This window comes from Notoacmeibacter sp. MSK16QG-6 (assembly GCF_024158145.1).
Taxonomy (GTDB): domain Bacteria; phylum Pseudomonadota; class Alphaproteobacteria; order Rhizobiales; family Rhizobiaceae; genus Notoacmeibacter.
Genome location: NZ_JAMYXM010000001.1, coordinates 1363171 through 1389763, shown reverse-complemented (window position 1 = coordinate 1389763; position 26593 = coordinate 1363171). Strand labels below are relative to the sequence as shown.

Sequence of the window (26593 nt, the reverse complement as noted above, 5' to 3'; positions counted from 1 at the left end):
AGGGCTTACACCTCCGCCGCGTTCTCTATAGTCTCCACGATCACGCTGTCATTGGTGTAGACGCAGATTTCGGCGGCGATGGCCATGGCCTTGCGGGCGATCTCTTCGGCATCGGTCTCGGTATCGTAGAGCGCCCGCGCGGCGGCAAGCGCATAATTGCCCCCCGAGCCGATGGCCATGACGCCATGCTGCGGCTCCAGAACGTCGCCATTGCCCGTAATAGCCAACGTCACGTCTTTGTCGGCAACCAGCATCATCGCTTCGAGCTGCCGCAGATATTTGTCGGTCCGCCAGTCCTTGGCAAGTTCCACGCAGGCGCGCATCAGCTGATCGGAATATTGCTCCAGCTTGCTTTCCAGCCGCTCCAGCAGGGTGAAGGCGTCAGCAGTCGCGCCGGCGAAACCGGCGATCACCTTTCCATCCTTGCCAATCCGGCGGACTTTTCGGGCATTGCCTTTCATCACCGTCTGGCCGAGTGAAACCTGGCCGTCGCCGGCGATGACCGCCTTGCCGCCCTTGCGGATCGTCACGATCGTCGTGCCGTGCATGACGGTCTCGCTCATTGTTTATCCTTTCCGGGCCGACTGGCGCCGCTTATTTCTCTTGCATCGCCAGATAGGCATTGTCGGTAACGCTGCCAACCATTTGCCGGGGCAGGGTGGTTTCACTCCGCAGGCCTTTGGGGTAAGTGACCGCGTATCTACAGCTTGAGGCTTCTCCCATGGCGCGCAGTGCAACCGTCGAACGCAAGACCTCCGAAACCCAGATTGCCGTTTCCGTCGCCATCGATGGAACGGGCCGGTACGATGTGAAGACCGGCGTCGGTTTCTTCGACCACATGCTGGAGCAGTTGGCCCGCCATTCCCTCATGGATATCGAGGTGCGGGCGGAAGGCGATCTGCATATCGACGATCATCACACGGTCGAGGACGTCGGCATTGCGCTGGGTCAGGCGATAAACCAGGCGCTCGGCGAACGGCGCGGCATTCGCCGATACGCTTCACTCGATCTCGTCATGGACGAAACGATGACGCTGGCCGCGGTCGATGTGTCCGGCCGGCCGTTCCTTGTCTGGAACGTCGAATTCACCGCGCCGAAGATCGGCACGTTCGACACCGAACTGGTGCGCGAATTCTTTCAGGCTTTCGCCGGCAATGCGGGCATCACGCTGCATGTGAAGAACCACTATGCAGCCAACAGCCATCACATCGCAGAGACGTGTTTCAAGGCCGTGGCGCGGGTGCTGCGTGTCGCATTCGAGCCCGATCCACGTGTTGGCGATGCCGTGCCCTCCACGAAGGGTTCGCTCGCCGGCTGAGGAGACCGCGATGAAGGTTTACCGGGTCATGGAGCGGCCGGCATCGTCAACGAGCGCCATCGAAACGCGGTTTGTCGCGGAGCGGTTCCGCTGGCTGGCCTTTCTGCTTCCAGTCGTCTGGCTTCTTTCTCAACGCCTCTGGCTGACGGCACTGCTCGTTTTTCTGCTGACCCTGGCAGTCGGACTAGCTTTGCCGCATTTCGGCTTTGCCAATGCCTATGTGATCCTTTGCAATCTTGCAGTTGGCTTTATTGTCGGCCTGGAATCGACGGGCCTGATCGCCAGCGGGTTGGAAAAGCGGGACTGGCGGGAGATCGGCGTCACTGCAGGGGATACAGTAGAAGATGCGGAGCTTCGCTGGTTCAGCCGGCATACATTGGAAATGAATCCGGCTGATCATTCTTCTCTTGCAGGGGCGCCCGTCTGATGCGAACGGCCATTATCGATTACGGATCTGGCAATCTGAAGAGCGCGACCAAGGCGTTCGAACGGGCGGCGCGTGAAGCTGGAATGGACGGCGCGTCGATTGAGCTGACCGATGAACCTGAGCGTGTGCGCACGGCCGATCGCGTCGTTCTCCCGGGCGTTGGCGCCTTCGCAGACTGTCGCGCCGGCCTCGACGCCGTTCCGGGCATGCACGAAGCACTGGACGAAGCGGTGGTTGCGAATGGCCGGCCTTTTCTCGGCATATGCGTCGGTATGCAGTTGATGGCCGATCGCGGCCTGGAAAAAGTGACGACGCCGGGCTTCGGTTGGATTGTAGGCGATGTAAAGCGTATCGAGCCGGATGACCCGCACCTTAAAATTCCGCAGATCGGCTGGAACACGATTCACGTGAAACAGCGACATCCCCTGCTGGAAGGCATCGAGACGGGCGAGGGCGGGCTGCACGCTTATTACGTGCATTCCTATCAGCTGGCGTGCGACAAGCCGGAACAGCTGATCGCGACGACCGACTATGGCGGACCTGTTACCGCCATCGTCGCCGACGGCAACCGGGCCGGCACCCAGTTTCACCCGGAAAAGAGCCAGGCTCTTGGCCTGGCTCTGATCGCCAACTTCCTGCGCTGGATGCCGTAGTGGCTGAGCAAGTAATCATCGGCCTGCTAGTCGCATTCATATGTCAGATATCGTTGTCAATATGGAAGAGGATGAGTAGCAGAGACGACCAAGAAATATTATTCAGTGAAAGGGTTCGATCATCTCTTGGGCTCGCTATTGCTGTAATTGTGTTATTAGCAATAATCTCAGGAATTTTATTTTATCAGGATGAAGAAACTGTTGGTTTAAATATCTATCTCATCATCGCAAATTCAGCTTCAATAACTATCGCTCTTGTTGCTTCATACAAAATTTTTCAAGGCAGGAAATTCGACCAAGAAATTTTTCGATTCTTTATGTCAATTTTGTACGCTCTTGTACCGTATTGGGTGTGGTTAGATTTTAAAATAAATGCAGATTTATTTTATTTTACGATGACGATTTCGATAATTTATTTCTCGGTTATCAGTGTCCCGAAGGTCCTCAAACATTAGAAGAAATAGATGAGCAATAAAATCCTCTTCCCCGCCATCGATCTGAAGAATGGCCAGTGCGTTCGCCTAAAGCTCGGCGAAATGGACAGCGCGACGGTCTACAACGAAGACCCGGCGGCGCAGGCGAAAGCATTCGAGGACCAGGGCTTCGAATGGCTGCACGTCGTCGATCTGAACGGGGCGTTCGAGGGCGAAAGCGTCAATGGCGCGGCGGTCGAGGCCATTCTCGGCGCGACGAAGAACCCGGTGCAGCTCGGCGGCGGCATCCGCACGCTCGATCATATTGAAAGCTGGCTGAGTAAAGGCCTCGCGCGCGTCATTCTGGGCACGGTTGCGGTGCGCGATCCGGACCTCGTGAAAGAGGCTTGCAAGCAGTTTCCCGGCAAGATCGCCGTCGGCATCGACGCCAAGGGCGGAAAGGTCGCGGTCGAAGGCTGGGCGGAAGCGTCCGAACTCGGTGTGATCGAATTGGCCGAGCGTTTCGAGGGGGCAGGGGTGGCGGCGATCATCTATACCGATATCGACCGCGACGGCGTGCTGACCGGCATCAATTGGGATTCCACGATCGATCTGGCCAACGCCGTCTCGATCCCGGTCATCGCGTCGGGCGGGCTTGCTTCGCTGGCCGATATCGTTCGTATGACGATGCCCGATGCCGAGCGGCTGGAAGGCGCGATTTCCGGCCGTGCGCTCTATGATGGCCGGCTCGACCCGGCCGAGGCGCTGGCGGTTTTAAGCGGGCACGACGCGTAAAATCGCGAATCTGCTAATCGAAGTCGGCTCTCCTAGAGCTTGATCCGCAACCAGCGGCATGCTTTCTGCGGAAGATGAGGGACCGGAACCTGCGATTATGACCCTGAAATCCCGTGTCATTCCTTGCCTGGACGTGAAAGACGGTCGAGTCGTCAAAGGCATCAATTTCGTCGATTTGATCGATGCCGGCGATCCGGTGGAGGCTGCGCGCGCCTATGACGCGGCCGGCGCTGATGAACTCTGCTTCCTGGACATCACGGCCAGCCATGAAGATCGCGCCACCATATTCGATGTCGTTGCGCGAACGGCAGAGCACTGCTTCATGCCGCTCACGGTTGGCGGCGGCGTACGCACCAATGCGGACATCCGAAAGCTGTTATTGGCCGGCGCCGACAAGGTTTCGATAAACACGGCTGCCGTTCTAAATCCTGATTTCGTGGCCGAAGCGGCAGACAAGTTCGGCAATCAATGCATCGTCATAGCGATCGATGCGCGGCGCGTCTCGAATGCAGGGGAGACGCCGCGCTGGGAGATATTCACCCATGGCGGGCGAAAGGAAACCGGTATTGATGCCGTTGAATTCGCTCGCAAGGTGGTGGATCTCGGCGCCGGCGAAATTCTGCTGACGTCCATGGACCGCGATGGCACGAAATCGGGCTTCGACGTTGAACTCACGCGCGCCGTCTCCGACGCGGTGACGGCGCCGGTCATCGCGTCGGGCGGTGTCGGCACGCTCGATCATCTGGTCGAAGGTATTCGCGATGGACACGCCACAGCGGTGCTCGCCGCCTCGATTTTCCATTTCGGAACCTACTCGATAACCGAGGCCAAGCGACATATGGCGGCGGCCGGCCTGCAGATGCGGATGGACGGTATCGAAATGGAGGCGCTGGCATGAGCGTGTTCACCCTGGCCGATCTCGAATTGCGCATTGCCGAGCGCGCTGCGGCGTCGCCCGATGAAAGCTGGACCGCCAAGCTTGTTGGCAAGGGGCAGGGCAAGGCTGCGCAGAAACTCGGGGAAGAGGCGGTCGAGACGGTAATCGCTGCGGTTTCAGGCGACCGGGACGGCCTCGTCGCCGAAAGCGCAGATCTTCTTTATCATTGGCTCGTGGTCCTGAAGCTGGCCGGCGTGCCGCTGTCAGAGGTGATGGAGGAGCTGGCTCGTCGCACTGGCCGATCGGGCCTGAGCGAAAAGGCGACGCGAAAGGAATCCGGCTGAGGAACGCGGATTTGGGACAAGGGACATGACATTGCAGTTCGGCGGCGAGGCGGGTTATCACCTTGGCCCGACCGACGGCCATGCGACCGACGTGTCGCCCTATCGCACATTCACGGCGCAACAATGGTCGGCATTTCGCGCCGACACGCCGCTGACGCTGAAGCGCGAGGAAGTCGAGCGCCTGCGCTCGCTCGGCGACCCGGTCGATCTCGACGAGGTTCGTCGTATCTATCTGTCGCTGTCGCGCCTTCTGTCCGCTCATGTGGAGGCGACGCAGCTTCTGTTTGCTCAGCGCGCGGCATTCCTGAACGCCACGGAGGCAGTGAAAACGCCTTTCATAATCGGCATTGCCGGTTCCGTTGCGGTCGGCAAGAGCACGACGGCGCGTATCCTGAAGGAATTGCTGGCGCGCTGGCCCTCCAGCCCAAAGGTCGACCTGGTCACGACAGACGGGTTTCTGTTGCCGAATGCCGTTCTGGAACGCGACGGGCTGATGGACAGGAAAGGTTTTCCCGAAAGTTACGATGTTGCTGCGGTTCTGCGGTTTCTGTCGGCGATCAAATCCGGCGAGCGCAACGTGGCGGCGCCCGTCTATTCGCATGTGACCTATGATGTCGTGCCCGACCGTTTCGTTGAAATCGAAACCCCCGACATTCTCATTTTCGAGGGCATCAACGTCCTTCAGACGCGCGACCTGCCATCCGAGGGGCGGATCGTTCCATTCGTCTCCGATTTCTTCGATTTCGCCATCTATATCGATGCCGACGAAGCGCTGATCCGCAACTGGTATGTCGATCGTTTCATGGATTTGCGTCTCACCGCCTTCACCGATCCGGAGAGTTACTTTCATCGCTATTCGAAACTGGGTCTCGCGGACGCTCGGCAAAAGGCGGAGACGCTTTGGGAGACGATCAACCGGCGCAACCTGATCGAAAACATCCTGCCAACCCGTCCGCGCGCCGACCTGATCTTGCGCAAGGGCGCAAACCATCTGGTCGAAAGCGTTTCGCTGCGAAAATTGTAGCCTCTGCGATCCCGCTGGCGATAGCCCATTGCGGGGATGGCACCGCGTCATGGGCTCGTTGATACTGGGAGGGGGCGTGGATGCAGGACCATCAATAGCGGAGACGGGGACAGCGCGTCGCGTATGATCTGAGTGGTGAGTAAGAGGCGTCGCCAAAGCGTCCTGCGTTTGTTTTCTGGCCGTCCGGAACCTGCTCGGGCGGAAAAGGCTCCGCGCAGAAAATGCGCATGTGGCGATTGAAGAGCCATCTGCCTTCGGCTAGAACGCGCCTGTCGAAGCGCTTTGCGTTGGCGATTTCGGGCACCCATAGCTCAGCTGGATAGAGCGCTGCCCTCCGAAGGCAGAGGTCTCAGGTTCGAATCCTGATGGGTGCGCCAATGATTTTAATGACTTAGGTGATTTAGCTATTTCGCTGAAACGCTCCGGGTAGCACCGGGGTAGCACGCTGAGCTGAGACTTCGCGCCGTTCTGGCTGTGATAAAATCCGTCGTTTTCCGCCAATTTCTGTTTCAATCTCCATCGCATCGAAGGCCCAGCCTGGTCAGGGTACATCTTTGCGGCCACAAGATAGAGTTAGAGATAGGAATGTAAGAGAGTTTGCTTTCCTCGGAGCCGCCTTCGCACAAAGCGAAGGAAGGCGGGTCCGAGGGAGGCAAACGGCGCTTTCCTTGGTGAGCAAGAGCAAGCTGCTCATCCCACCTGCCGCAGAAGCGCCTCTGCCTGTTCCAGCACGAGTTTTACCGCGTCTTCGGCGAGATCGGGGGGATAGCCGTATTTCTTCAAGATGCGTTTTACGAGTACCCGCATCCTTGCACGGGCGCTTTCCCTCTTATGCCAATCAACTGTCGCGTTTTGTCGAAGCTGCTCAAGGAGTTCGTGAGCTATCAAGCGAAGCGTGTCGTTTCCGAGCACTTCAATCGCACTCTCATTTTGTGCAAGCGCGTCGTAGAAGGCGATTTCCTCGCCCGATAACCCCTGCTCTTCGCCTCGCTTTCTCGCGGCTTGCAGATCCTTTGCAAGGGCAATCAATTCGTTGATCATTTCCACCGCCGAAATAGCGTTGGAATGGTACCGTGCAACCGCTTCTTCCAACCGTGTAGAGAAAGTTCGGCTTTCAACCACGTTGGTTTGCATCCGGCTCTTGATTTCGCCGTTCAACAGCTTTCGCAGCGCCTCCAAGGCGAGATTCTTCCGCTCCATACCCTGAAGCTCAGCGAGGAAGTCATCCGACAGGATCGAGATGTCGGGGCTTTCAATCCCGGCTGCATGAAGGACATCAATGATTTCAGTGGATGCGACCGCGCGGTCGATAAGCTGTTGAACTGCGAATGTTCGGTTAGACTGTGAGATGGCTCCCGTTGCCGTGGATTTCGTAATTGCTGCCCGGACTGTTTGGAAAAAGCCGACCTCATCGCGAATAGCGGCTGCCGCGTCGCTGGCGGACGCCAAAGCGTATGCCTTTGTCAGGGACAAGACCAAATCTTGGTAGGCACGATGCGCCTGCTTTCGGCTTTCGTCGGTCGTTGCCTTTCCAGCCTGCTCTTCTTGCCACTTGAGCACCCAGTCGATAGCACCTGCCAGCGCTTTCAGGCGCTCTTGCGGCGCACCCTTCAAACCGGCCTGATAGTCGTGCCCATGAAAAACAGCCTTTACCCGCTGGAAGGCTTCTTGCGTGACAGCTTCGGCCTCGTCTTCCGGGATACCAGTCTTGCTTTGGTCCGTCGGGCTATAATCCTTAAGTGCGTTTTTCAGGTTCTGGAGGATGCCTATATAATCGACGATGAGACCGCCCGGTTTGTCGCGAAATACCCGATTGACTCGGGCAATCGCCTGCATCAGTCCATGACCTCGCATAGGCTTGTCGACGTACATCGTGTTCATGCAAGGCGCGTCAAAACCGGTGAGCCACATGTCGCGTACGATGACGAGTTTAAGCGGGTCATTCGGGTCTCTGGCCCGCTTCGCAATCAGGTCGCGCCGTCGCTTGTTGCCAATGTGCTGCTGCCAGCTCAACGGATCGGATGCCGCGCCGGTCATAACGATTTTGACTGCGCCTTCGGCATCATCTTCAGAATGCCAGTCAGGCCTTAGCTTGATGATCTCTTCATAGAGTTCGACGCAGATACGCCTGCTCATGCAAACGGCCATCGCCTTTCCGTCCAATGAGGCAAGACGTGCTTCAAGGTGCGCGACAAGGTCGGACGCAACCAAACTGAGCCGCTTTTCGGCACCAACCAGCGCTTCTACCGTCGCCCATTTGGCTTTGAATTTCTCCGCCTCGGTTAGCGTATCGTCTTCGACCAGCGATTCAACTTCGGCGTCGATTTTCGGTTTCTCGTCCTCGTCCAACTCGATGCGGGCCAAGCGGCTTTCATAGTAGATCGGAACGGTCGCACCGTCTTCTACCGCGCGCGAGATGTCGTAGACGTCTATGTAGTCGCCGAAGATCGCAGGCGTGTTCCGGTCCTCACCTTCAACAGGCGTTCCTGTGAAGCCAATGAAGGAAGCGTTGGGCAACGCTTGGCGGATATAATGCGCATAGCCGTAGCGGCGGATGCCGGTCTTTGTATCAAGGCGCGCATCGAGCCCGTATTGGGTGCGGTGTGCTTCGTCAGCAATGACAATGACATTGCGACGATCAGTCAGAAGCGGGAAGCTTTCTTCGGTTCCGACCGGCAGGAACTTCTGAACGGTGGTGAAGATCACACCGCCCGCTGATCGCTCTAACAGGCGCTTCAGGTCTTCGCGGTTTTCGGCCTGCTCTGGACGCTGGCGAATGAGGTCGCGGCACAGACTAAACGTGCCAAAGAGCTGATCGTCGAGGTCATTCCGATCCGTCAAAATGACCAGCGTTGGGTTTTGCAGCTCGACCGAACGGACCGCCAAACCAGCAAAGAACGCCATAAGGAAGCTCTTGCCTGAGCCTTGAGTATGCCAGATCACGCCGATCTTGCGGTCGCCCTCCGGACTCGATGCGTCAATGGCCTCCCGGATAGCCTTCTGCGCGCCGTGGAACTGATGGTAACCGGCAATGATCTTGAAGGGGCCATCGCCGCGATCACCGAAAACTGTGAAATCCCGAATGAGTTTCAGGAACCGCTGACGCTCGAAAACACCCTGCAATAAAGTGTCGAGTTCCGGCGTGCCGGGTGGCGCGTAATCTGTGCCCTCCACAGTACGCCAAGGCATGAAACGCTCTTCCTGAGCGGTTAGCGAACCGACACGGGCCTTGATGCCATCTGAGGTGACGAGAACTGAATTCGTCCGAAACAGCGAGGGGATATCGCGCTTGTAGGTCTCGATCTGATTGAACGCCGCCGTGAGGGTCGCGTTCTCGTCGCCGGGGTTTTTCAGCTCGAGAACGGCCAGAGGCAAACCATTGACGAAAAGGACAAGATCGGGCCTACGTTTTTTGCGTCCTTCGATCAGCGTAAACTGATTGACCACAAGCCAGTCATTGGCATCTGGATTCTCGAAATCGATCAGCCAGACTTTCTCCCCGACGATGCGTTCCTCTGAGCGATATTCAACGGTCACACCGTCCGTGATCAGTGCGTGAATGCGCCGGTTCTCTTCGACAGCGTCGTGGGTCTGGCTGGTCAGCACTTGCCGGATCGCTTCGGCGCGCACCTCATCGGGCACATCGGGGTTGATCTGCTCAACCCAAGCCTCAAGGCGCTTGAGTAGGACGGCCTCGGAGTAGGACGGGCGTTGGGGTGATGCTCCGTCCGGAGCTATAACGCTGCCGTGCAGATAGAGCCAACCTAGTGTCTTCAGCGTCTCGATACCGGCCTGCTCCACAGTGTCTTCGGAAAAGCCGCTCATGCCGGCCCCGCCGCTTTACCTGACTTCACGTCCCACACGTCTGTGGCTAGCCGTGTCAGGAACTTCTGTCTGTCCTCCACGGATGTAGAATTCCAGACTGGAAAAACCTCTATTGATTCTGCCGCCTTGGTGATCTTGTCTGCAACGCCAACTTGGCCGCTTTGTTTGCTCGCCTGACAGCGCGTCAGCAGGTACTTAGATTGCGGATAGACCTTGATCTTCTCGGAGTATTTTCCGTTCTGGATCGCTCGATTGATGGATTTCTCGATAAGCAGTAGGTTTCCAAGCCGTTGGATGATCTCCTGATCATCGCCGCCGTCTCCGAATTCAGAGAGCGCGTCGCCATCTCCATTGTCAGGAAGAATGTGCTCTATGTCGTTTCCGCCGGAAACATAGTCTTCTAAATCGTCTCGACCTTGGCTAGGTCCGTAGGCCTGCAAGTCCACGTGCTGGGTGATCTTCGCCAATAGGTACCGGATGCGGAACTGGCGGGTGTCTCCAAATTTCAGCGTTTGAAGTCGCGTCGAGAAATGAGTCGCGAGGCTCTCTCGTTCCTTCTTGAAGTGATTGAGAATAAACTGATCAAAGTCATCGTCGGGCGTGGTCCGCAACTCATGCGCCGCATCCACAATCCGGCGCTCGTACTCTTTGCCCGGCGTCCCTGTGATAAGCCAGACAAACATTGTCTTCTCGATCTCATCGCAAAGCTTGGTGAAGTTCGACGGCGTTAGGTGCCGACCGGCCATCAGAATTATGAAGTGCTGCTTGATTGACTTGCCGCCAAGCAGCCGCGTGTTGCTAATGCCCCTTTCGATCCCGCCAGACGCATTCCGGTTAGAAGCGAAGTTTCTGTAAGCCTTTGCCGCATCCAACAGTTTGTTCGCAAACTTGGTCGGCTCGCTTGCGTGCTTGGTCAGCTTTTCGTTCTTTAGGAACCAGTCATAGATGACCTCTTCCCGAAGCTTGCTGTCCACATCAAAGCTAGCGAGGAGATAGTAGCGCAAAAACCGCAACGGCTTCTCGCGGGCGTTGTAGATTTCGTCCGTCAATTGCTTCCAGAGGTCTTTTAGCTTGGTGTACTCGCTCTCCTTCGCATTCATGAAAAGAAGGTTTTTTAGAAGGTCCATGGCGTCAAGTCCGACGCCGCGATCATTGATCGTCTCGAATATCTTAAGCGCTTTCGCAATCGTCGGCGTCTGAATGCGGATGATTTTGACCTTGTTGGTCAAATAGCCATGGAATTTGCGGATCGCGGCGGGATCGTTTTCCAGCGTGGAAGAAATGAACTCGCGGACAGTCTGGTAGGCGTTACCGATGTTCCGAATGGACCGCGTCTGCTCCTTGTTCGCATACTTGCCGGTTCCCTCCGCATATTGAACAAGGATGCCGCCAGAATCCTCGTATTGCAGCTCCAGCCGAAAGCGCGCGATACTCTCTCCCTGCCAATCCACTGTGCTTGATGCGATTTGACCTTTGAGTTCTTCGGGCAAGCTCTGTTCAAGCTCAACCAATGCGTCCCGAAGGGCGCAAAGCGTTAAGTAGGCCGTGGTGGTGCGTTGCTGACCGTCGATCAGCTCGAAAACGTCATTGTCATCTTTGCAGACAACAATTGTCCCGATGAAATATTCTGGCGCAAAGTCTTTGGTCGCATTCTCGTACTCGGTGTAGATGTCGGTCAGAAATTGGTCGACTTCTTCACCACCTTCTCCCTTTGGGTTCGTTTCCCCCCAGACATATTCCCGCTGATAGTCCGGGACACGGTAGAAATCCTGAAACATCCGCTTCAATGTCATGTCGTCGGAGATGATGCTTTGTTCACTCATCGAGCCCGCCCTCCATCAGTGTAATCAAAAGGTCTTCAGTATGTTGGTCGTGATCGTCCGCCGGATAATAGATCGGGTGGATTTCGGCTTCGGCTAAAAAGGCTCGGCGGGCCGCTCGGTCGTTCTCAACGGGGCAAGGTAGAAAAGCATAATGGCGCACGGGTGCATCGGCGTTCTGTGCGCGGATATCGCAAAGAGCTGAATAGGTCCGGTCTGATTGCAAACTGGAACCCATGAACAGCAAGCTTCTTGTACCGATCAGTGCCCCGAGGATGCCGGTCAGAGTTACGCCGCCATTATACGCAGCGTCATACTCCGCTTGCGTAAGGACCCTGCCATCCTGCGCATCCGCCTCGCCGTGAAGCCGAAGAAGGCAATGAGGCTCATTTCCCAGCCGTTGACGCGCCTCGCGTAACCGCTGGCCGCAAAACTCGTTGGAAAAGGGGTTCGCGGCACCAATATAAATATGCGTCAGGACGTAGTCGAAATTGGTCGTCAGTACCTCGTTCTGAAATAAGCTGGGCAGGAGACAAACAGGGCCAGCCGCGTTCGGGCGGTGCCGTCCGAGCTGGTTGTTGATCTCTTCAGCAAGCACACCCGGCCCGAGCGTGTCATGCACAAGCTGTGCAGCTTCTTCATAGTCGCCGCGGGTCAGCATCGCCTCGACATCGGCTTTGATCTGAGGCGCGTCAGGCAAGAGCGAAAGCAGGAATGCGCCCCAAGGCCGATAGCCGCTTGCGATGGACATGCCTGCGCCAATGAACGGCAGAATCTGTCCGTTTTGCTTACGAGCGGTCAGCGTGCGGAAGCGGTCAAGACATCCGTTCTCGTCTAGGAACTCCGCAACGCGCTCCTTGGCCTGTTGGATTTGATCCTGAACGTAGACGGTGAAGGTCGCTTCATAGTCATGTTCCGCCATGGTCTTGAAGACTTCAGCGCTCTCCCAAGTGAAGCCTGCTACGTCGACCGGGCCGTTGCTGTTCAGGTCATCGTTGAAGCGCTGGCGGAAATACTCCATCGATCATTCCGCCAGTTTTTCGGCATCGCGCACCAGCACTTCGCCGGACATCAGCTTGGGCAAGAGGTAGTCGCGGGTTTCGGCGAGCGTGTGATTCTCTTTAAGCGAAAGGACGATGCCTTCGTAAATCGGCTCGACAAGTTCTGAAAATGCTTGAGTTATCGCTAAGGGTGGTTCGGGAACCAGCGTCCTTGACATATCCGATTTTGTAACATGGCCTAAACCGGTGGTCTGCTTGTTGCGAGCAATCTCGGCAAATTCAGGCATAAAGAATTTGAGCATCACATAAAGAGAGGGTTTTGACCTCTTTCCGTTCATTCTTACCGCGAATATGTGTTGGTTCAGCCAAGCATCTCCCGCTGTCCATATAAATGCGTCGATTGAAGTATCGGGGTTTCCTGACCACGAGAAAAGCAACTCACCATCTCTTATTCGGTACCGTTCGCCGAGGTCAGTGTTTGTGAATCTAGTATTCTGTGTGACTCCTGCCTTGAGTTCCGCAATCTTGATAACCGGCAGCCCACCAGCGTCAAAAGGAACAAAGTGCATATTCTTGTAAGCGGCACCGTTCACCCAATCCGCCAAGTCGAGTAGAGATATTTTTTTCCACCCCTCTGGCAGACCATCCTCACTGAAGTTGTCGGGGAAGAAAGCGGCAAGAGGTGTGGCTCTGCTGGGGTCAGGGACTAGGCCACCGAGGATGGCAACGGGGTCGATTGCGCCCTCCATCTTGCGGCGGGTTGGGCCGAAATCGACAAACCAGTCCTTGAAAACCGCCTGCGCCAAAGCCTCCAGCGTCTCATTCATACGCTGGTTCAACTCGATCTTGTTGTCGAGAGATGACAGGATTTCGACTGCGGCTTCCTGATAGGCAACATCAGGCAAAGCCAACTCATAGGTTTCAAGCTTGCGGAAATAGATGCGCTCGCGGACCGAACCTTCTCCGGCAAGGCTTAGCCAATCACACCAAGGCGCAGAGCGGGTGTGGTAGTCCATGAACTTCGGTAGAAGCGCACCCTTGCGGCAGCCAAATACAACATAGTCAGGGCTGACAATGCCAGGAGCCAAGTCAGCATGGCAAAACCCAATGGAGCCGATGTTTAGCCGCATAGGATTGTAAGCGAACATGCCATACTCGATGCGCTTGTACCTCGACAGATTACTTGATTGGTATCTCGGCTCGGCGGTCAGTCCGACGCTTTTGTCAACGCCGTAGACCGGTCTGTCCGGGGCTTCCTCCCCGATCCGTTCCTTGTGCTCATATGCCACATCACCAAGGCGAACCTTTCTCACCTCAACCATTCGCACCCACCCGAGCCAGAGCTTTCAGAACCGCATTTTCTGCGTCGTGGGAGGCTTCGAACAATTCCTGCAATGAGGCCGTCAGGTTGGAGACTCTTTCCTCAAACTCGGCTTCGTCTTCGTTCGAAGTTTGGGTGCCAACATAGAGGCCGGGCGTCAGCGAATGGCGATGCTTCTCAAGATCATCTCGGGTGGCAACCTTGCAGAAGCCCGGAACGTCTACGTAGCCGCCATCCTTGTTGCGCCAGCTATGGTAGGTGCCTGCGATCAGGGAGATGTCATCGCCGGACAGTTCCCGCCTTGTTCGGTCGGCCATCACTCCCATCTTGCGCGCGTCGATGAAAAGAATTTCCCCGCGCCGGTCGCGGTGGCCGTTGGCACTTTTGTCCTTGGCCAGAAACCACAGGCAGGCGGGAATCTGTGTCGAATAGAAGAGCTGGCCGGGGAGCGCCACCATGCAGTCGACTGCATCTTCCTCGACCATCTTCCGCCTGATTTCGCCCTCGCCCGATTGCTGGGAGGACATGGAGCCGTTGGCGAGCACCACGCCCGCCGTGCCGCGCGGGGCAAGATGGTGGTAGATGTGGCTGAGCCATGCATAGTTGGCGTTGCCCTGTGGCGGCGTGCCGAACTCGGTCCAACGAATGTCTTCCGCAAGGCTCTCGCGCCACCAGTCCGACACGTTGAAGGGCGGGTTGGCGAGGATGAAGTCAAAATAGGTGTTGGAGAATTCGTCTCGGGTGAAGGAGCCCTCGTTGTTCCACTTGATATCAGCATCGATGCCGCGAACGGCGAGGTTCATTTTGCAGAGCTTCCAAGTGGTATGGTTGCGCTCTTGCCCGTAGATTGAGATTTGTCGCTTGGCCTCTTCGACGTGCTGTTGATCGGAATGATCCTCGATGAATTTTTCCGACTGCACGAACATACCACCTGACCCGCAGCAAGGGTCATAGACGCGGCCTTTATATGGCTCCAGCATCTCGACCATCACGCGAACAACGGAGCGTGGCGTGAAGAACTCGCCACCGCGCCGCCCCTCTGCTCCGGCGAAGCCTGACAGGAAATATTCATAGGCGCGGCCCAGCAAGTCGCGCGCTTTCTCACCTTCAACATGCATGGTGACATCGGAGAACAGCTCGACCAGATCGCCGATCATCTCCTTGTCGAGGGCGGGGCGGCCATAGTCCTTGGGCAGAACACCCTTCAGCGTGGTGCTGTTGGCCTTCTCGATGGCTTCCATGGCGGCGTCGATTAGGCCGCCAATATCGACCTTCTTTTCCTTATTGGTGACAGGGTCGATGATCTTTAGGTCGCGGGCGCGAGCATTGTCCTTGAGGTAGGACCAGCGGGCGATGTCGGGTACCCAGAATACACGATCTTTCAGGTACTCTTCCGGGTCCTCCAAATCGGCAAACTCTTCCTGCTCCAGCTTTTTGCGCTGAGCTTCGAAGGCTTCCGAGATATATTTCAGGAAGATCAGGCCGAGCGCGACATGCTTGTACTCGGATGGCTCCAGATTGCCCCTGAGCTTGTCCGCTGCCTTGAACAGGTCCGCTTCAAAGCTCAAATCACCATTGCCATTACCATTTCGCCCGTTCGCCATTATTTTTCTTTCCCTTTTGCGTTTTTCCTAGCGGCGATGGCCTCGGCTTGGATAACGAACAATTCGAGTTCTTCAGCGTTCATGCCTTTTGCTGCGTTTGCAAATCGGTCAATGAACGCTGCTTTCTCAGGATCATCTTCATGCGCACCTGCAACCCCGAGTAGCCAGTTGGGGGTAGTCTGCAACACTTCGGCGATCTTCGTCAGCGTCGTCAAATCCGGCTCACGCCGACCGGCGATATAGTGGCCATATCTGCGCTCCTCCAACCCCGCTCGTCGCGCGGCTTCTGAGTTTGAAATTCCCATTTGATCGGCTCGCTCTCGGAGCCTTTTTGCAAAAATGTCCATGCGAACATTCTGTTCTGCATAGACTCCGTTCCGGCTATGTACTATTTGTTGTAGAGATAGAACTTTATGTAGTAAACGGGCGCCCTCGAAATCCATGTCTGATTGGCGATCATGGCTAGAACCGGCTATTTGGTTCCTGTGCCTTTCCCCGATCTGGGGCGCTTTCGCATGGGGATTTTGGGAAGGGTCCATCCGGCCCGGTCTGATCCCGCGCGACGAAATCGTCGCCGAAGCTGATAGGTTATGGGCAATGGACGATGATCGCGCCTTTGACACGGCTTGCATTGAGGAACATGCGGCATGGTATCGCTCCGACACTTTCGAGCAGGGCCGTTGGCGGAGGGTGCGGCGCGAAATCATGCGCCGGGAACGCGCAAGGGGCGCTACCTTTCGAAAGGTGCGTCACGCTCCTGACTTTCTGTGAGAATCGATGCCTCCCGGTTTGGACTTTCTATCCTCACCGGAAGGCTGATGCCGATTTCTCCCAATCGGCAAGGGTTGGCTTTGCCTGTCCTGTCGATCTATCCTCGGAATACTTTCCTGCTTTCTTATCCTGTTATTCTCTGCTGGATTATTGCCTGCTACCTGATCCGTTTCATGCTCGGGAGCATGGAGTAGATGCTTGGGTTGGGGTGCCGGTCCTTTACCCTGTTACTCCGCACCGATGACTGAGGCCGGCGACAACCCCGGTGAAGAGACGAAAACGGGAGTCGCATGGTGCGCACATCTCGCTCTCATGTAACCTCCATACAGACTCGATAGTCGGCACCAAATGCTGTGATTCTGGTCAGGCGAATAGATTCCGGTGATTTTCGCCGCGAAAGCTCCCGCCCCGAAGACTTCTGGGCGCGCCAGCCAACTACGTGTCCTTGCCGCAAATTTAGAAACCGATTTGCCTACCGGTGGCATTTAGAGGCGACGGACAATGCCGCCTTGCCCAGACAAAGTGGCAATGGAAGTGGCGCCGGTTCCCGTCTGTTTCGCCTGTTTCTGGCTCTGCTTCTTTTCGTTCCCGCTGAAAGCTGATTACCGGCCCTATGGCGGCGTGACAGGCACGCGCCGCGTGTTTCTTGTTTCCCGGCAATGATTCTCGGCCATGGGCGGAATATCTTTGGCCGTGAGTCCACAAGCGTGAAAATGGCGCAACCGGTGTTTCCCGACTGCGCCATGCTGTTTTCTATTTTGGATCGGGATGTCGGCGTTAAATCCAATCATCCATGTCTCGGATCGGTCGAGCGCTCCTCCATGTCGGCATTTCCCGCATGAGGTAGGAAGTCCACTCCGGCAAACCTCCCTGCTTCGTCACCATTGCATGGACCCCGCGCCGCACATCGCCCATACCGAACCGCTTCTTGAAATCGCAAAGCTCGATAAGCTGGTCGTGGATTTCCTGCCGATAGTTGAGGCAAGCGTCCCTATGCAAGGACGCGGGCGAGGGAAAGAACGGCCCAGATATTTCCCGGTATGCGTCTAGCAGCGCCAAGGCTTCCGGCGTGAAGGAGACACTTCGCAATGGTCTCCGCCGCCTAACGAAAATACCGCTGTGTTCCACGTGCCAAATGCCCCGTTTCCAGTCGATATCGCCTCCACGCATCTTCCGCACATATTCGATGGGTTCACCGGTGAGGATCACCAGTCGAACCATGTCCTGCCATGGCTGACCCAAATTTTCTGCTTCGATGTAGATCGCGCCCAGTTCATCCTTGTCCAGATTACGTTTGGAGCGGACGGGCGGAATTTCCAGCTTATGGTGGTGCAGCGGGTTGACCTTCAATAGGCCGCGCCGAGCCGCCCAGCCCAGCAGCGCCTTGAGCGACTTGTGAAAGTTGATGCCGCGACTTCGCTGGTCCAAGGCAATCGTTTCAGCCAGAACAATCCATTCCTCGCGGGAAACGCCCGAAAATGGCCGGTCACCAAATCTGGGTTCGATGTGGCTGTAGAAATAGCTCTGTACCGTCTTGAAGTGATCGGAATCGGCGGGTGAATGGTCGCCGAAATATTCAACCAGTGCTTTGCTGATCGGTAGACTTCGGCGCAGCTTTGGCTCAGCAACCACCGATGACGAGGAGGCCGCCCAATCCGCTTTAACCCGCGCTTGCTGGACTGTGTAGTCGGCTGTGCTGCCCAGCCGGATTCGACGCGAATTTTCACCGCCTGACGCCTGACCGTAATAATAGAAGGTTTTTCCGCCAGTGGGTTTGACCCGAACCGCAAGACTTCGATTGACAGTGTCGAACAACCATTGTTCGGTTTTGCATGGTCGCGCCAGCGCAACAAGCGGGTCCGTCAGTTCCAGCGATGCCCCGTGAGATTGATATTTGCGATGCCGAGCTACGGCAGGCTCGCCGTCGCGCTCTGCGTCAACAATAGCTGCCGTTTCAGGGTCTATATCGTCGTAGGGAAGCCCATGAGGGTACAGGGTCATGACTGGCCTCCCCACACGATAGGCGTGGAATGGTGCCGCCAGTCAATGCCAGCGACACCAATGGCCTCAACCCTCGCGAACGTGGGCGACTTCGGCCTCCAAGTATCCTGCGATCTGCGGGATACTCGCGGTCGTGTAAACCGAGGGTCCGGATTTGAGGTAGACGATGCCGCCTTCCGCACCGTTCGGGCGACCTCCGGCGATCTCACTACGGCGAACAAGTGCCCCGCCGCCTTTTGCCGGGATGAGAATGAAGTCGTTGGTTTCGTGGTCCATGACATATTTCCTTTCAATGGGTTGGTGTCATGGTGAGGCACAGCGGCCTTCACCTCAATAATAGAACCAGACCCTGAACGTCTGTCAAGTATTTGATTTTGCTGAGAAAACTTTTCTTTCTGCATAGTTCAAGCCTCCTCGAACGGCATGCCGAGGCCGGATTTCAGGTAGGAGAATGTCGATTTGCTTCGCGCTCGCTCACTGGAATTTTCGAAGGGGCCTTCGAGGCGCTGAAAGGTCCACGCCTCCAATGCGTCTGCCCGGTAACGTACGGCGCGACCGAATTTCCAATAACGGGGTCCTCCTCCAGTCACGATGAGTTTGGCCAGCCAGTTGGGCGAGCAGCTAAGACCAAGCTGTTCGCGAACGAATTTGGCGGCTTGAATGCGGGTCAGATAAATGGGTCTCATCACGTCTCTCCGTTTCTCAAAGTTGCCGGAGACGCCCTCCGGTAACTGTAGATACCGGTGTTCATGATTTGTCCCACAAAATCTGAGCGAAATATTTTCCTAGCTGTCGGCAGGCGACCTTTGCCGTGCCGCACTCAAAGCGCTCATGATGGTGTCCGCGATGTGCTCCGATGTCCGTTTCAATGGATCGTCGCCCAAATGCGCGTAGCGCTGCGTGGTGGCGGTCGACTTGTGACCGAGTAGCTTGCCAAGGATAACCAGCCCCATACCGCTTTCGGCCCCAATCGAAGCATAGGTATGCCTGAGATCATGCAGCCGTAGACCTTGAAGCTCTGCATGCTCGGTTATGCGTTGCCAAGGCCGTTGCAGATCGGCGCGTGGTTTGTCGGGATTGTTGCCCGCTATGACATAGACGCTTGAACGTTCAAGGCTCGAAAGGATTTCGATAGCCGCTCTTGGCACCACAATCTTTTTCTGGCCTGTTTTGCTGTCTGGAAGATTGAGAATGCCGCGTTCGAAGTCCACTTCCTCCCATCGAAGATGCAGGATTTCGCGCAAGCGGCACCCGGTCAGCATCAGCAACCGGATCGCTGCAACGACATGCGGCGAGAATACCTCGCGCTGGTTCTCGGGCCGCTTCGGTCTGTGCTTTGCCTTGCGGCCCTCATTGAATTTCCAAGGCAGGCCATCGGTTTCTGCAAGCTTCAAGGTTTCGCCAAGTCGGCGAAACTCCTCGGGCTTCAAAAAGCGGTCCCCTCGTCCATCCTTATAGAGCTGCACACCTCGGCAGGGATTGGCCTGCACATAATCGCGCCTGACTGCATAGGTGAAGATGCCGCCCAGCAACCGCACCGTCCGTGTGGCGGTCCCCTTGCCGCCTTTCACAATCGACTTGCCTCGCTTCCCCGTCTTTTTCTCCCGCGCCGTCTTGCCCTGCGCAACGTCACGCAAGAAGCGCTCAATGTCTGCGCGCGATACAGCGCCGATGCGCTTTCGACCGAGAAGCGGCCTTATGTGGGCTTCGATCCGGCTGATATCGCTTTGAATGGTCGACGGCTTTTTGTGCTCGACGCCCTCCTGCATGTACTCGTCGCACAATTCGGAAACCGTCATTTCCGCTCGCTGCTTTGCGCGTTCGGCGGCAACGTCTTCGCCGAGCTGCGCCTTGGCCAGAATCTTTGAAGCCTCAACGCGCGCCTGATCGACCGTCAATTTTCCATAGGTACCGATGGTGACTTTGCGCGGGACTGCGTTTCGGCCACCCGCGCGATACATGACGACAAAGGTCTTGTGCCCATTTCCTCGAACCCGGCACCCGAAGCCCGATAGCTTGCCGCACCACTCCACATAGTCCTTACCCGTCGCGGGCAGGGCATCGACAACCTGTTTGGTCAAGCGTGGCTTTGTCATTGCAAGTTCTTTCGGGTAGCACCGGGGTAGCACATTGGCGGTAAAGCCGGGAAATCCCAAGCGTACCGCCCATCCAAAAGAAACACTATTTCTTAATATAAATCAATATCTTAGGTAAAGTCCAGAAATGACGGATAATGCCGGGAAATAAGAAAATTTCACCCTCCGAAGGCAGAGGTCTCAGGTTCGAATCCTGATGGGTGCGCCATCTCTTCCAAAATTATCGCGCTACCGACATGCGACGTTTGTCTGGCCGAACGTAGCGCGAATTTCGCGTTCAGAACCGCGCATCCGGTTAACGCAGCCGCAAGAGGCCCTGACTATCCTTCCGTATAGGACAACGATACGTGCGCGCGGCATACCCCGCCCGCAAACGCGCTATGGTGAAACCTCGAACAATGAGTGGACGAGGAACACGAATGAAACCGAGCCGTCTATTGATCCGACTTGCTGGCGCCCTTGTGCTTTTTCTGGCCAGCCATGCCGCCATCGCATCGGAGATCGGCACGCCTGAGGGTGAGCCGGTTTTGACCGTCAGTGGCCAGATCGGTCAGGCGAACCAGAACGGCAAAGCCGTTTTCGATAAGGATATGCTGGAGGCGTTGCCGACAAAGAGTTTCCGCACGTCGACGATCTGGACCGAGGGCAGCCATACTTTCACCGGCGTGGCGCTCAACGATTTTCTGAAGGCCGTTGGCGCCGACGGAAAGACGATCAACGCCATCGCGCTGAATGACTATGCCGTCGAGATTCCCGTCAGCGACGCAATCGATAACGGCCCGATCATCGCCTATCAGATGGACGGAAAGGCGATGTCGGTCAGGGATAAGGGGCCTTTGTGGATCGTCTACCCTTATGATGCGAACGCCGACTACCGGACTGAGATGATCTATTCGCGTTCGATCTGGCAACTTAACCGGATTGAGATCGAATAGGCTCCGATATGACACTATGAAAGACTGGCTCGAACGCTGGCGCCTGTTTCGCCTTATCCCGGTCGTCATTCTTCTGCTGGGCATCGTCTTTTCGATGCTCGGCATACAGATGTACCGCGAAGTCTCGGCCTTGCGTTCGGCGCCACAGGACAATGTTCAGTGGACGCTTGCTCAGATCGAGATCGAACTGCTGACGCTGCTGAATGCTCTGAGGATCGCCGAGGGAGCCGGCCCGCCCGATCCGCAACGTCTTGGCGAAGCGCGCAAGCGCTTCGATATTTTCTACAGCCGAAATCGTACAATCGCTGGAAGCCGGGCATTCGAAGATCTGACTTCTATCGAGGAATTTTCGAATGCGTTGCAACGAATACAGACAACGCTCGATCGGGCCGTGCCGCTGATCGACGGCGATGATGCGACGCTCTTTTCCGCCCTTCCTGAACTTGAAGATCAGTTCGAGGCAATCCGTCCAACCGCCAGATCGCTCTCCCTTAGTGGCGTTCGCGAATTTGCAAAACTCTCCGATGCGCGCCGGCAGGAATTCGGCGCACTGGTTTTCGAGACTGCCGCTGTCGGTCTTTTTCTTATTATCGCATTGATTTTCGCGCTTGCGGTCCTGTTTCGTCAGCGGCGTATCGCCGAACGCCGTTCGGAGCAGATTCGCGAAAGCCGCTCGCGTTATGCCAACACGGTGGATGTCTCGCTTGACGCTATCATCGTGGCAGAGGGTGACGGCACCATCATCGACTTCAATCCGGCTGCGGAAAAAACCTTCGGCTATTCGCGCGCTCGCGCGGTCGGAGCGGAGATGGCGAGCCTCATCGTCCCACCCGCATTCAGAGATGCGCATCGCAAGGGGATGCAACGCTTTCTGCAAACCGGTCAGGCAAAACTTGTGGGACGAGGCCGCTTCGAACTGGACGCCATGCATGCCGATGGCTCCATTTTTCCGGTGGAATTATCAATCGGCGCCGCGTCGGGAAGGGGCGGAAAGCCTATTTTCATCTCTTACGTTCGGGACATTTCGAGCCGAAAGACCATCGAAGCGGAATTGACCAGCACCAGAGACCGGGCGTTGGCTGCCGACAAGGCAAAATCGCAGTTTCTTGCCGTGATGAGCCATGAAATGCGAACGCCGCTGAATGCAGTCATGGCCACGCTCGATCTTCTCGATCGGAGCCGGCTCGATCCAAAGCAGCATGAGTTCGTGCAGACGGCGATCACGTCTGGAGAAATCCTGCAGCATCACATTGACGATGTTCTCGACCTGACTCGTATCGAGGCGGGTGCAATCGATCTCAAGCCGACACGGTTCGACATTGGCGACCTGATCGATGAGGTTAGGCGTAGCGTACAGTTCGCGGCCGAAAAAAAAGACAATCGCATTTCGGTTGATCTCGCGACGGATGATCTCATCGTCTGCCTCGATCGAAACAGGCTTCGCCAGATCCTGCTGAACCTTGTTGGCAACGCCATCAAATTCACCGAAGGCGGAGATATTCGTCTGCGGGTCGATTTTCGACCCAATGGCGAGGATGGCCGGACTCTTGAGATAAGTGTCGAGGACACCGGTATGGGTATCGCAAGGCAGGATCTGGCTCGTATCTTCGACGATTTTGTTACACTCGATGCCTCGTATAAACGCAAGGCCGAGGGGTATGGATTGGGATTGGCCATCTGCCGGCGGATCGCGGCGGCAATGGGCGGCAAGATCACCGTCAAAAGCGAAAGGGGCGTCGGAAGCACATTTGTGGCTACGCTTCCCGAAGCACGGGCTGTGCAAATGGATTCGGCTGAGCATAACACGACGCAGGAACCGACCGCTCCGGCGGGCGGTGGGCTGTCTGTCTTATTGGTTGAGGATAACGAAACGAACCGGTTCGTGGCGCGCGCCATGCTCGAAGAAGAAGGCTGCACGGTGATCGAGGCGTTCGACGGCCTGGATGGCGTCGCAAAGGCCGAACAGCAGCGTTTCGATCTCGTCCTTATGGACATAAGCATGCCCCGGCTGGACGGAATCGAGGCAACGCGCGAAATCCGCCAGGGCAACGGCGCATCGAAGCGAACGTCCATCGTCTGCCTGACGGCCCACGCCATGACGGAAACACGTCAAGCGCTTGCCGAGGCCGGTGCGAACGATTGCCTTGTAAAACCTCTTCGTCGAAAAAACCTCCGGACTATCTTGGGAGCGATCAGGCCCATTACGGAGGGCGAAGAGATGTCGGACGCTGACGAGGCGGGTAGTGACGAGTTTATCGACAAAGACGTTCTGGCCGAATTGTCTTCGCTTATGCCGCAAGACAGGTTCGAGCGCTCTTTCGACCGGTTCCTGTCCGATCTTAATCGTCTGAAGCCACGGCTGGCCCGGCATGTTGAAGACGCTGACAGCGAGGCGACGCTGAAATTTGCGCACAATCTGGCCGGCTCGTCCGGCATGTTCGGCGCTGTCGCACTCGCAGAGATTTGCAGGCATATTCAGGATCTGGCGAGCCAGCGCGATCTGCCATCGATCGTAGCACTTCTCGACGATGTGGATGAGGTCTCGCGCAATACGATTGCCGCGTATGAAAGGGCAGGCTGGGGTAACCAGCCTGCACCGCACGACAATTCGTGATTCAATTGTTCCAGATGTTCAGTGCCGCGGTTGCTGCGCCGGCCACCCCTGTAAAGCCCTTGGCCACCTCGAAGAGATTGACCTGCTTGGAGTCGTAACAGGCCAGGGCGTCCCCCGGCATCATGAACGGATTGAAATCGTCCCGGTCGCGATGACGCAGCAATTCCTCTACCTTGCGTTCGATCACGATGGATTGCCCGGTCAAGGGATTACGCGAGATAAGGGCCGCCGTCCGGTCGGCATTGACCCATCTCGTGCCGCCGAGGCAGTTCATTCCGACAATCGCTTCCAGAAAACGCGTGCCGTAGCGCAATTCACGCGCATCCTTGCCGACCGCCGAGAGCGCGTTCGCCGCGGCCGGCTGCGTCAGGTTGGACATGAAGACTTTCACGCCCGGCGTGGTGACAGGCGAGGGCGCAACGAGGTCGCCCTGGAAGCAGCCGCGGCTGTCGACCTCGATGCGGTCACCCGACAGCAGAAGCATATCGTTGAACGGGATGCCCTGCATGGCCCCTCTGGCATCTGCCGTGAAACTGCGACCGTTTCGAACGATGCGAACAGCCGACAGATCGGCGTCCGGCCGAATACCGCCCGCCGACTGCAACGCCCGCGACAGCCGTCGGGACTCTGCCGTCCCGCCGCTCGCCGTTTGGCGCAGATCGTCGCGGTCAGCGCCGGAGACGCCGCCCACATCGACCGTGCCTGGGTTGAACACGGCGCCTGAAACATACACCCTTGCCGGAGCGAAGTCCTGAAGACGGACGGAAACCGGCGGCGCGGCCGAATAGATGTCGCCGGAAACGAGCGCAGCCGCTATCTTGCGTTCGACTGCCTCGATCGCCATGCCTTTCGCCTGAATTGAAGGCAAATGTGGCAGGCGAACGGAGCCGTCCTGCGAGACCTCGTACGAACCGCTGAAGGTTGGATCGTTGCCGACGGCGATCGTCAGCAAGTCACCGCTCGACAATAGCATGTCGTCTTGCGGTATATAAGCGGCGACGGGCTGCGCGCCCGACGAGGTTCCACCCGTGCCGCAGCGCTTGAGATTCTGGTTTACCGCCGTGTCACGCCAGCGCCCCTTGTGACGGCGCGGCGAGCGGTACTCCGCCTGATAGCTCAAGCCTTCGCTCACCTCTTCGCGATTGTCGACCTGTTGCATGGAAGCGCAACCGCCAAGTAGCGAGGTCGCGACCAGCAGAATGGCGCTGGACGTCAGCCACCCGGCGCAATGAGTCAATCGATCCTTTGTCATCTGAGGTTCCTTTCCCGTTTCCCTCGATGACAGGTTTGACATCTTAAATGACGCCTGAACCGCAGCCGGATGGATGAGTTTCAGCGCATTCGGCCGCCGGACTATACGGCGGGATAGTCGCGCTGCCCTTCTTCGGCATGTTTCTCGTCCATCGGCCTCCCCGTTTCCCGGTCTTACGACGCTATCCCTTTTGCATCGAACGCGACGCTGGGCCGTCGCCAAATGAGGTTGAAGCAAATGACCGAAGCATTGGCCGGATACTGGAAGAGAGCCGCGAGCACACAGCTCATCCGCGGCTTCCTGGCTTATAGCGCTTCGGAATTTGCAACCAAGGCGACGCGTCTGATCGCTGTTGTGGCATTGGCGCATATGCTGTCGCCCGCAGAGGTCGGCATGGTCGCAGCCGCCATGGCGATTGCCGAAATCCTGAAGGCATTCACTGAAAACGGTGTGGTTCAGAAAATCATCGCTGCGCCCGCCGGCCAACTGCATTCGGTGGCCCGAACCGCCCACCGCGTTTTCACTTTCTGGTGCGTCGGCCTCTTTTTGCTGCAGCTCGCAATGGCTTACGCGCTGCATGTCATAAGCGGCGAAACGGTTGCGCCGCTCGTGCTGGCTCTCATGGCCGGCGAATATCTCTTCATGCCGGGCGGTATCGTCCAATGCGCCCTGGCCATGCGCGAAGGCCGGCTGAGCGGCACTGCCGCCGTGGCCGGTGCCCAGAATGTCGCGGCAAACCTGCTGCTCGCTCTGATCGTGGTTTTCTGGCCAGACCCGCTTTCGGTCGCCGCGGCCAGGCTCGCCAGTGCACCGATCTGGCTGATCGGCATGCGCCGCCTGCGGCCTTGGGTTGCGCAGCAAGACCATACCCCAGCGCCCATCAGGCCGTTCTTACGGTTCGGTTCGTCCATCCTCGGCATTGAGTTTCTCAAGGTTCTTCGCCTGCAGGCCGACAAACTGATCGTCGGTGCGCTGATGGGACCGGAAGCGCTCGGAATTTATTTCTTCGCGATCAATGCCGGTTTTGGCATCGCCAACTCTTTCTCTGTTGCTTTCGCGACGGTGCTTTTTCCGCACCTTTGTCGGAGCGAACAGAGGAGAGCCGTTCTTCGCGACGCACTTACCCTCGCCATGGCCGTTCTCTTTCCGGTGATTTGTCTGCAGGCCCTGGCCGCACCGATCTACGTTCCCATCGTCTTCGGTGACAAATGGGCCGGGGTCGCGCCGCTGGTCTCGATCCTTTGTTTTGCGGCCCTTCCGGCCATCGTCTGGTCGGCGACGGCCCAATGGCTCCGCGCAGCGAACCGACCCGACATCGAGCTTCTCGGTTCGGCCTTCATTGCCGCGTTCACGGCTGCCGCCATCGTCCTTGCCGCCCCCTACGGGCTCACGACCGTCGTCTGGTCGGTTCTCGCATCCACGGTTGCGGCTCAACTCGGGGCTTCGGTCGTGGTGCTGCGCCCCAATCTCAACTCTTCCCGCCTGCAATTGGAAAGGTAAAC

Annotated in this window: 22 protein-coding genes and 1 tRNA gene; 11 read left to right on the top strand and 12 right to left on the bottom strand. The window is 57.0% G+C overall.

Annotated elements, in window-relative coordinates; translation table 11 throughout:
• Positions 1–5: 5 nt before the first annotated feature.
• Positions 6–563 (bottom strand): ATP-dependent protease subunit HslV, encoded by a 558-nt coding sequence (gene hslV, locus NIM86_RS06625; RefSeq protein WP_253380216.1) that lies wholly within the window; start codon positions 561–563, stop codon positions 6–8.
• Positions 564–721: 158 nt separating this feature from the next.
• Between hslV and hisB the strand changes: the two genes are divergently transcribed.
• From hisB to NIM86_RS06585, 8 genes are all read left to right on the top strand, one after another.
• Positions 722–1318, top strand: a complete 597-nt coding sequence (gene hisB / locus NIM86_RS06620; RefSeq protein ID WP_253380214.1) for an imidazoleglycerol-phosphate dehydratase HisB — start codon at positions 722–724, stop codon at positions 1316–1318.
• Between the two features lie 10 nt (positions 1319–1328).
• Positions 1329–1745 (top strand): DUF2628 domain-containing protein, encoded by a 417-nt coding sequence (locus NIM86_RS06615; protein WP_253380212.1) that lies wholly within the window; start codon positions 1329–1331, stop codon positions 1743–1745.
• Positions 1745–2398, top strand: coding sequence for an imidazole glycerol phosphate synthase subunit HisH (hisH, locus tag NIM86_RS06610; RefSeq protein WP_253380210.1), 654 nt, complete (start codon positions 1745–1747; stop codon positions 2396–2398). The genes NIM86_RS06615 and hisH overlap by 1 nt, the downstream gene beginning before the upstream one ends.
• A 464-nt stretch (positions 2399–2862) precedes the next feature.
• Positions 2863–3606, top strand: coding sequence for a 1-(5-phosphoribosyl)-5-[(5-phosphoribosylamino)methylideneamino]imidazole-4-carboxamide isomerase (hisA, locus tag NIM86_RS06605; protein ID WP_253380209.1), 744 nt, complete (start codon positions 2863–2865; stop codon positions 3604–3606).
• A 97-nt stretch (positions 3607–3703) separates the two neighbouring features.
• Entirely contained in the window at positions 3704–4504 is an 801-nt protein-coding gene (gene hisF / locus NIM86_RS06600; protein ID WP_253380207.1) for an imidazole glycerol phosphate synthase subunit HisF, read from the top strand.
• A complete protein-coding gene (locus NIM86_RS06595) occupies positions 4501–4827 on the top strand; it encodes a phosphoribosyl-ATP diphosphatase (RefSeq protein WP_253380205.1) in 327 nt (108 codons plus the stop codon). Before hisF ends, NIM86_RS06595 begins: the two co-directional genes overlap by 4 nt.
• 25 nt (positions 4828–4852) lie before the next feature.
• On the top strand, positions 4853–5851 hold the full coding sequence (gene coaA, locus NIM86_RS06590; RefSeq protein WP_253380203.1) for a type I pantothenate kinase: 999 nt from the start codon (positions 4853–4855) through the stop codon (positions 5849–5851).
• 300 nt (positions 5852–6151) lie between these two features.
• A tRNA-Arg gene (locus tag NIM86_RS06585) sits at positions 6152–6228 on the top strand.
• 313 nt (positions 6229–6541) lie between these two features.
• On the opposite strand, the gene NIM86_RS06580 is transcribed toward NIM86_RS06585, so the two are convergent.
• The 10 genes from NIM86_RS06580 to NIM86_RS06535 form a co-directional block, all read right to left on the bottom strand.
• Entirely contained in the window at positions 6542–9676 is a 3135-nt protein-coding gene (locus NIM86_RS06580) for a type I restriction endonuclease subunit R (protein ID WP_253380200.1), read from the bottom strand.
• The gene (locus NIM86_RS06575) at positions 9673–11499 is read right to left on the bottom strand and encodes a DUF262 domain-containing protein (protein WP_253380198.1); all 1827 of its coding nucleotides are present in this window, start codon (positions 11497–11499) and stop codon (positions 9673–9675) included. Before NIM86_RS06575 ends, NIM86_RS06580 begins: the two co-directional genes overlap by 4 nt.
• Positions 11492–12517, bottom strand: coding sequence for an SIR2 family protein (locus NIM86_RS06570; protein WP_253380196.1), 1026 nt, complete (start codon positions 12515–12517; stop codon positions 11492–11494). Before NIM86_RS06570 ends, NIM86_RS06575 begins: the two co-directional genes overlap by 8 nt.
• 3 nt (positions 12518–12520) lie before the next feature.
• The gene (locus NIM86_RS06565; protein WP_253380194.1) at positions 12521–13819 is read right to left on the bottom strand and encodes a restriction endonuclease subunit S; all 1299 of its coding nucleotides are present in this window, start codon (positions 13817–13819) and stop codon (positions 12521–12523) included.
• The gene (locus NIM86_RS06560) at positions 13812–15422 is read right to left on the bottom strand and encodes a class I SAM-dependent DNA methyltransferase (protein WP_253380192.1); all 1611 of its coding nucleotides are present in this window, start codon (positions 15420–15422) and stop codon (positions 13812–13814) included. The genes NIM86_RS06565 and NIM86_RS06560 overlap by 8 nt, the downstream gene beginning before the upstream one ends.
• On the bottom strand, positions 15422–15769 hold the full coding sequence (locus NIM86_RS06555) for a helix-turn-helix domain-containing protein (RefSeq protein WP_253380190.1): 348 nt from the start codon (positions 15767–15769) through the stop codon (positions 15422–15424). The genes NIM86_RS06560 and NIM86_RS06555 overlap by 1 nt, the downstream gene beginning before the upstream one ends.
• Before the next feature lie 1201 nt (positions 15770–16970).
• The gene (locus tag NIM86_RS06550; RefSeq protein WP_253380188.1) at positions 16971–18194 is read right to left on the bottom strand and encodes an integrase family protein; all 1224 of its coding nucleotides are present in this window, start codon (positions 18192–18194) and stop codon (positions 16971–16973) included.
• Between the two features lie 66 nt (positions 18195–18260).
• Entirely contained in the window at positions 18261–18470 is a 210-nt protein-coding gene (locus NIM86_RS06545) for a hypothetical protein (RefSeq protein WP_253380185.1), read from the bottom strand.
• A 128-nt stretch (positions 18471–18598) separates the two neighbouring features.
• Positions 18599–18880: an AlpA family transcriptional regulator gene (locus tag NIM86_RS06540; RefSeq protein WP_253380183.1), complete on the bottom strand. Its 282-nt coding sequence runs from the start codon at positions 18878–18880 to the stop codon at positions 18599–18601.
• Between the two features lie 99 nt (positions 18881–18979).
• A complete protein-coding gene (locus NIM86_RS06535; protein ID WP_253380181.1) occupies positions 18980–20290 on the bottom strand; it encodes a site-specific integrase in 1311 nt (436 codons plus the stop codon).
• A gap of 419 nt (positions 20291–20709) precedes the next feature.
• Here NIM86_RS06535 and NIM86_RS06530 point away from each other — a divergent pair, with 419 nt between their 5' ends.
• On the top strand, positions 20710–21225 hold the full coding sequence (locus NIM86_RS06530) for a molybdopterin-dependent oxidoreductase (RefSeq protein ID WP_253380179.1): 516 nt from the start codon (positions 20710–20712) through the stop codon (positions 21223–21225).
• Between the two features lie 16 nt (positions 21226–21241).
• Positions 21242–23839, top strand: a complete 2598-nt coding sequence (locus NIM86_RS06525; protein ID WP_253380178.1) for a PAS domain-containing hybrid sensor histidine kinase/response regulator — start codon at positions 21242–21244, stop codon at positions 23837–23839.
• Between the two features lies 1 nt (position 23840).
• On the opposite strand, the gene NIM86_RS06520 is transcribed toward NIM86_RS06525, so the two are convergent.
• Positions 23841–25091 carry a polysaccharide biosynthesis/export family protein gene (locus tag NIM86_RS06520; protein WP_253380176.1) on the bottom strand — a complete coding sequence of 417 codons (1251 nt, stop codon included), beginning with the start codon at positions 25089–25091 and terminating at the stop codon, positions 23841–23843.
• A 237-nt stretch (positions 25092–25328) separates the two neighbouring features.
• Here NIM86_RS06520 and NIM86_RS06515 point away from each other — a divergent pair, with 237 nt between their 5' ends.
• Positions 25329–26591: an oligosaccharide flippase family protein gene (locus NIM86_RS06515; protein ID WP_253380174.1), complete on the top strand. Its 1263-nt coding sequence runs from the start codon at positions 25329–25331 to the stop codon at positions 26589–26591.
• The last annotated feature ends 2 nt before the right edge of the window (positions 26592–26593 follow it).

Bases quoted from the DNA above. Each gene is read 5' to 3' on its own strand.
- NIM86_RS06545 (WP_253380185.1), bottom strand. From the start codon at position 18,470: ATGGACCACGAAACCAACGACTTCATTCTCATCCCGGCAAAAGGCGGC.
- coaA (WP_253380203.1), top strand. From the start codon at position 4,853: ATGACATTGCAGTTCGGCGGCGAGGCGGGTTATCACCTTGGCCCGACC.
- NIM86_RS06575 (WP_253380198.1), bottom strand. From the start codon at position 11,499: ATGAGTGAACAAAGCATCATCTCCGACGACATGACATTGAAGCGGATG.
- NIM86_RS06535 (WP_253380181.1), bottom strand. From the start codon at position 20,290: ATGACAAAGCCACGCTTGACCAAACAGGTTGTCGATGCCCTGCCCGCG.
- NIM86_RS06570 (WP_253380196.1), bottom strand. From the start codon at position 12,517: ATGGAGTATTTCCGCCAGCGCTTCAACGATGACCTGAACAGCAACGGC.
- hslV (WP_253380216.1), bottom strand. From the start codon at position 563: ATGAGCGAGACCGTCATGCACGGCACGACGATCGTGACGATCCGCAAG.
- NIM86_RS06515 (WP_253380174.1), top strand. From the start codon at position 25,329: ATGACCGAAGCATTGGCCGGATACTGGAAGAGAGCCGCGAGCACACAG.
- NIM86_RS06555 (WP_253380190.1), bottom strand. From the start codon at position 15,769: ATGGACATTTTTGCAAAAAGGCTCCGAGAGCGAGCCGATCAAATGGGA.
- NIM86_RS06565 (WP_253380194.1), bottom strand. From the start codon at position 13,819: ATGGTTGAGGTGAGAAAGGTTCGCCTTGGTGATGTGGCATATGAGCAC.
- NIM86_RS06540 (WP_253380183.1), bottom strand. From the start codon at position 18,880: ATGAGACCCATTTATCTGACCCGCATTCAAGCCGCCAAATTCGTTCGC.
- hisA (WP_253380209.1), top strand. From the start codon at position 2,863: ATGAGCAATAAAATCCTCTTCCCCGCCATCGATCTGAAGAATGGCCAG.
- NIM86_RS06520 (WP_253380176.1), bottom strand. From the start codon at position 25,091: ATGACAAAGGATCGATTGACTCATTGCGCCGGGTGGCTGACGTCCAGC.
- hisH (WP_253380210.1), top strand. From the start codon at position 1,745: ATGCGAACGGCCATTATCGATTACGGATCTGGCAATCTGAAGAGCGCG.
- hisF (WP_253380207.1), top strand. From the start codon at position 3,704: ATGACCCTGAAATCCCGTGTCATTCCTTGCCTGGACGTGAAAGACGGT.
- hisB (WP_253380214.1), top strand. From the start codon at position 722: ATGGCGCGCAGTGCAACCGTCGAACGCAAGACCTCCGAAACCCAGATT.
- NIM86_RS06580 (WP_253380200.1), bottom strand. From the start codon at position 9,676: ATGAGCGGCTTTTCCGAAGACACTGTGGAGCAGGCCGGTATCGAGACG.
- NIM86_RS06615 (WP_253380212.1), top strand. From the start codon at position 1,329: ATGAAGGTTTACCGGGTCATGGAGCGGCCGGCATCGTCAACGAGCGCC.
- NIM86_RS06525 (WP_253380178.1), top strand. From the start codon at position 21,242: ATGAAAGACTGGCTCGAACGCTGGCGCCTGTTTCGCCTTATCCCGGTC.
- NIM86_RS06560 (WP_253380192.1), bottom strand. From the start codon at position 15,422: ATGGCGAACGGGCGAAATGGTAATGGCAATGGTGATTTGAGCTTTGAA.
- NIM86_RS06550 (WP_253380188.1), bottom strand. From the start codon at position 18,194: ATGACCCTGTACCCTCATGGGCTTCCCTACGACGATATAGACCCTGAA.
- NIM86_RS06595 (WP_253380205.1), top strand. From the start codon at position 4,501: ATGAGCGTGTTCACCCTGGCCGATCTCGAATTGCGCATTGCCGAGCGC.
- NIM86_RS06530 (WP_253380179.1), top strand. From the start codon at position 20,710: ATGAAACCGAGCCGTCTATTGATCCGACTTGCTGGCGCCCTTGTGCTT.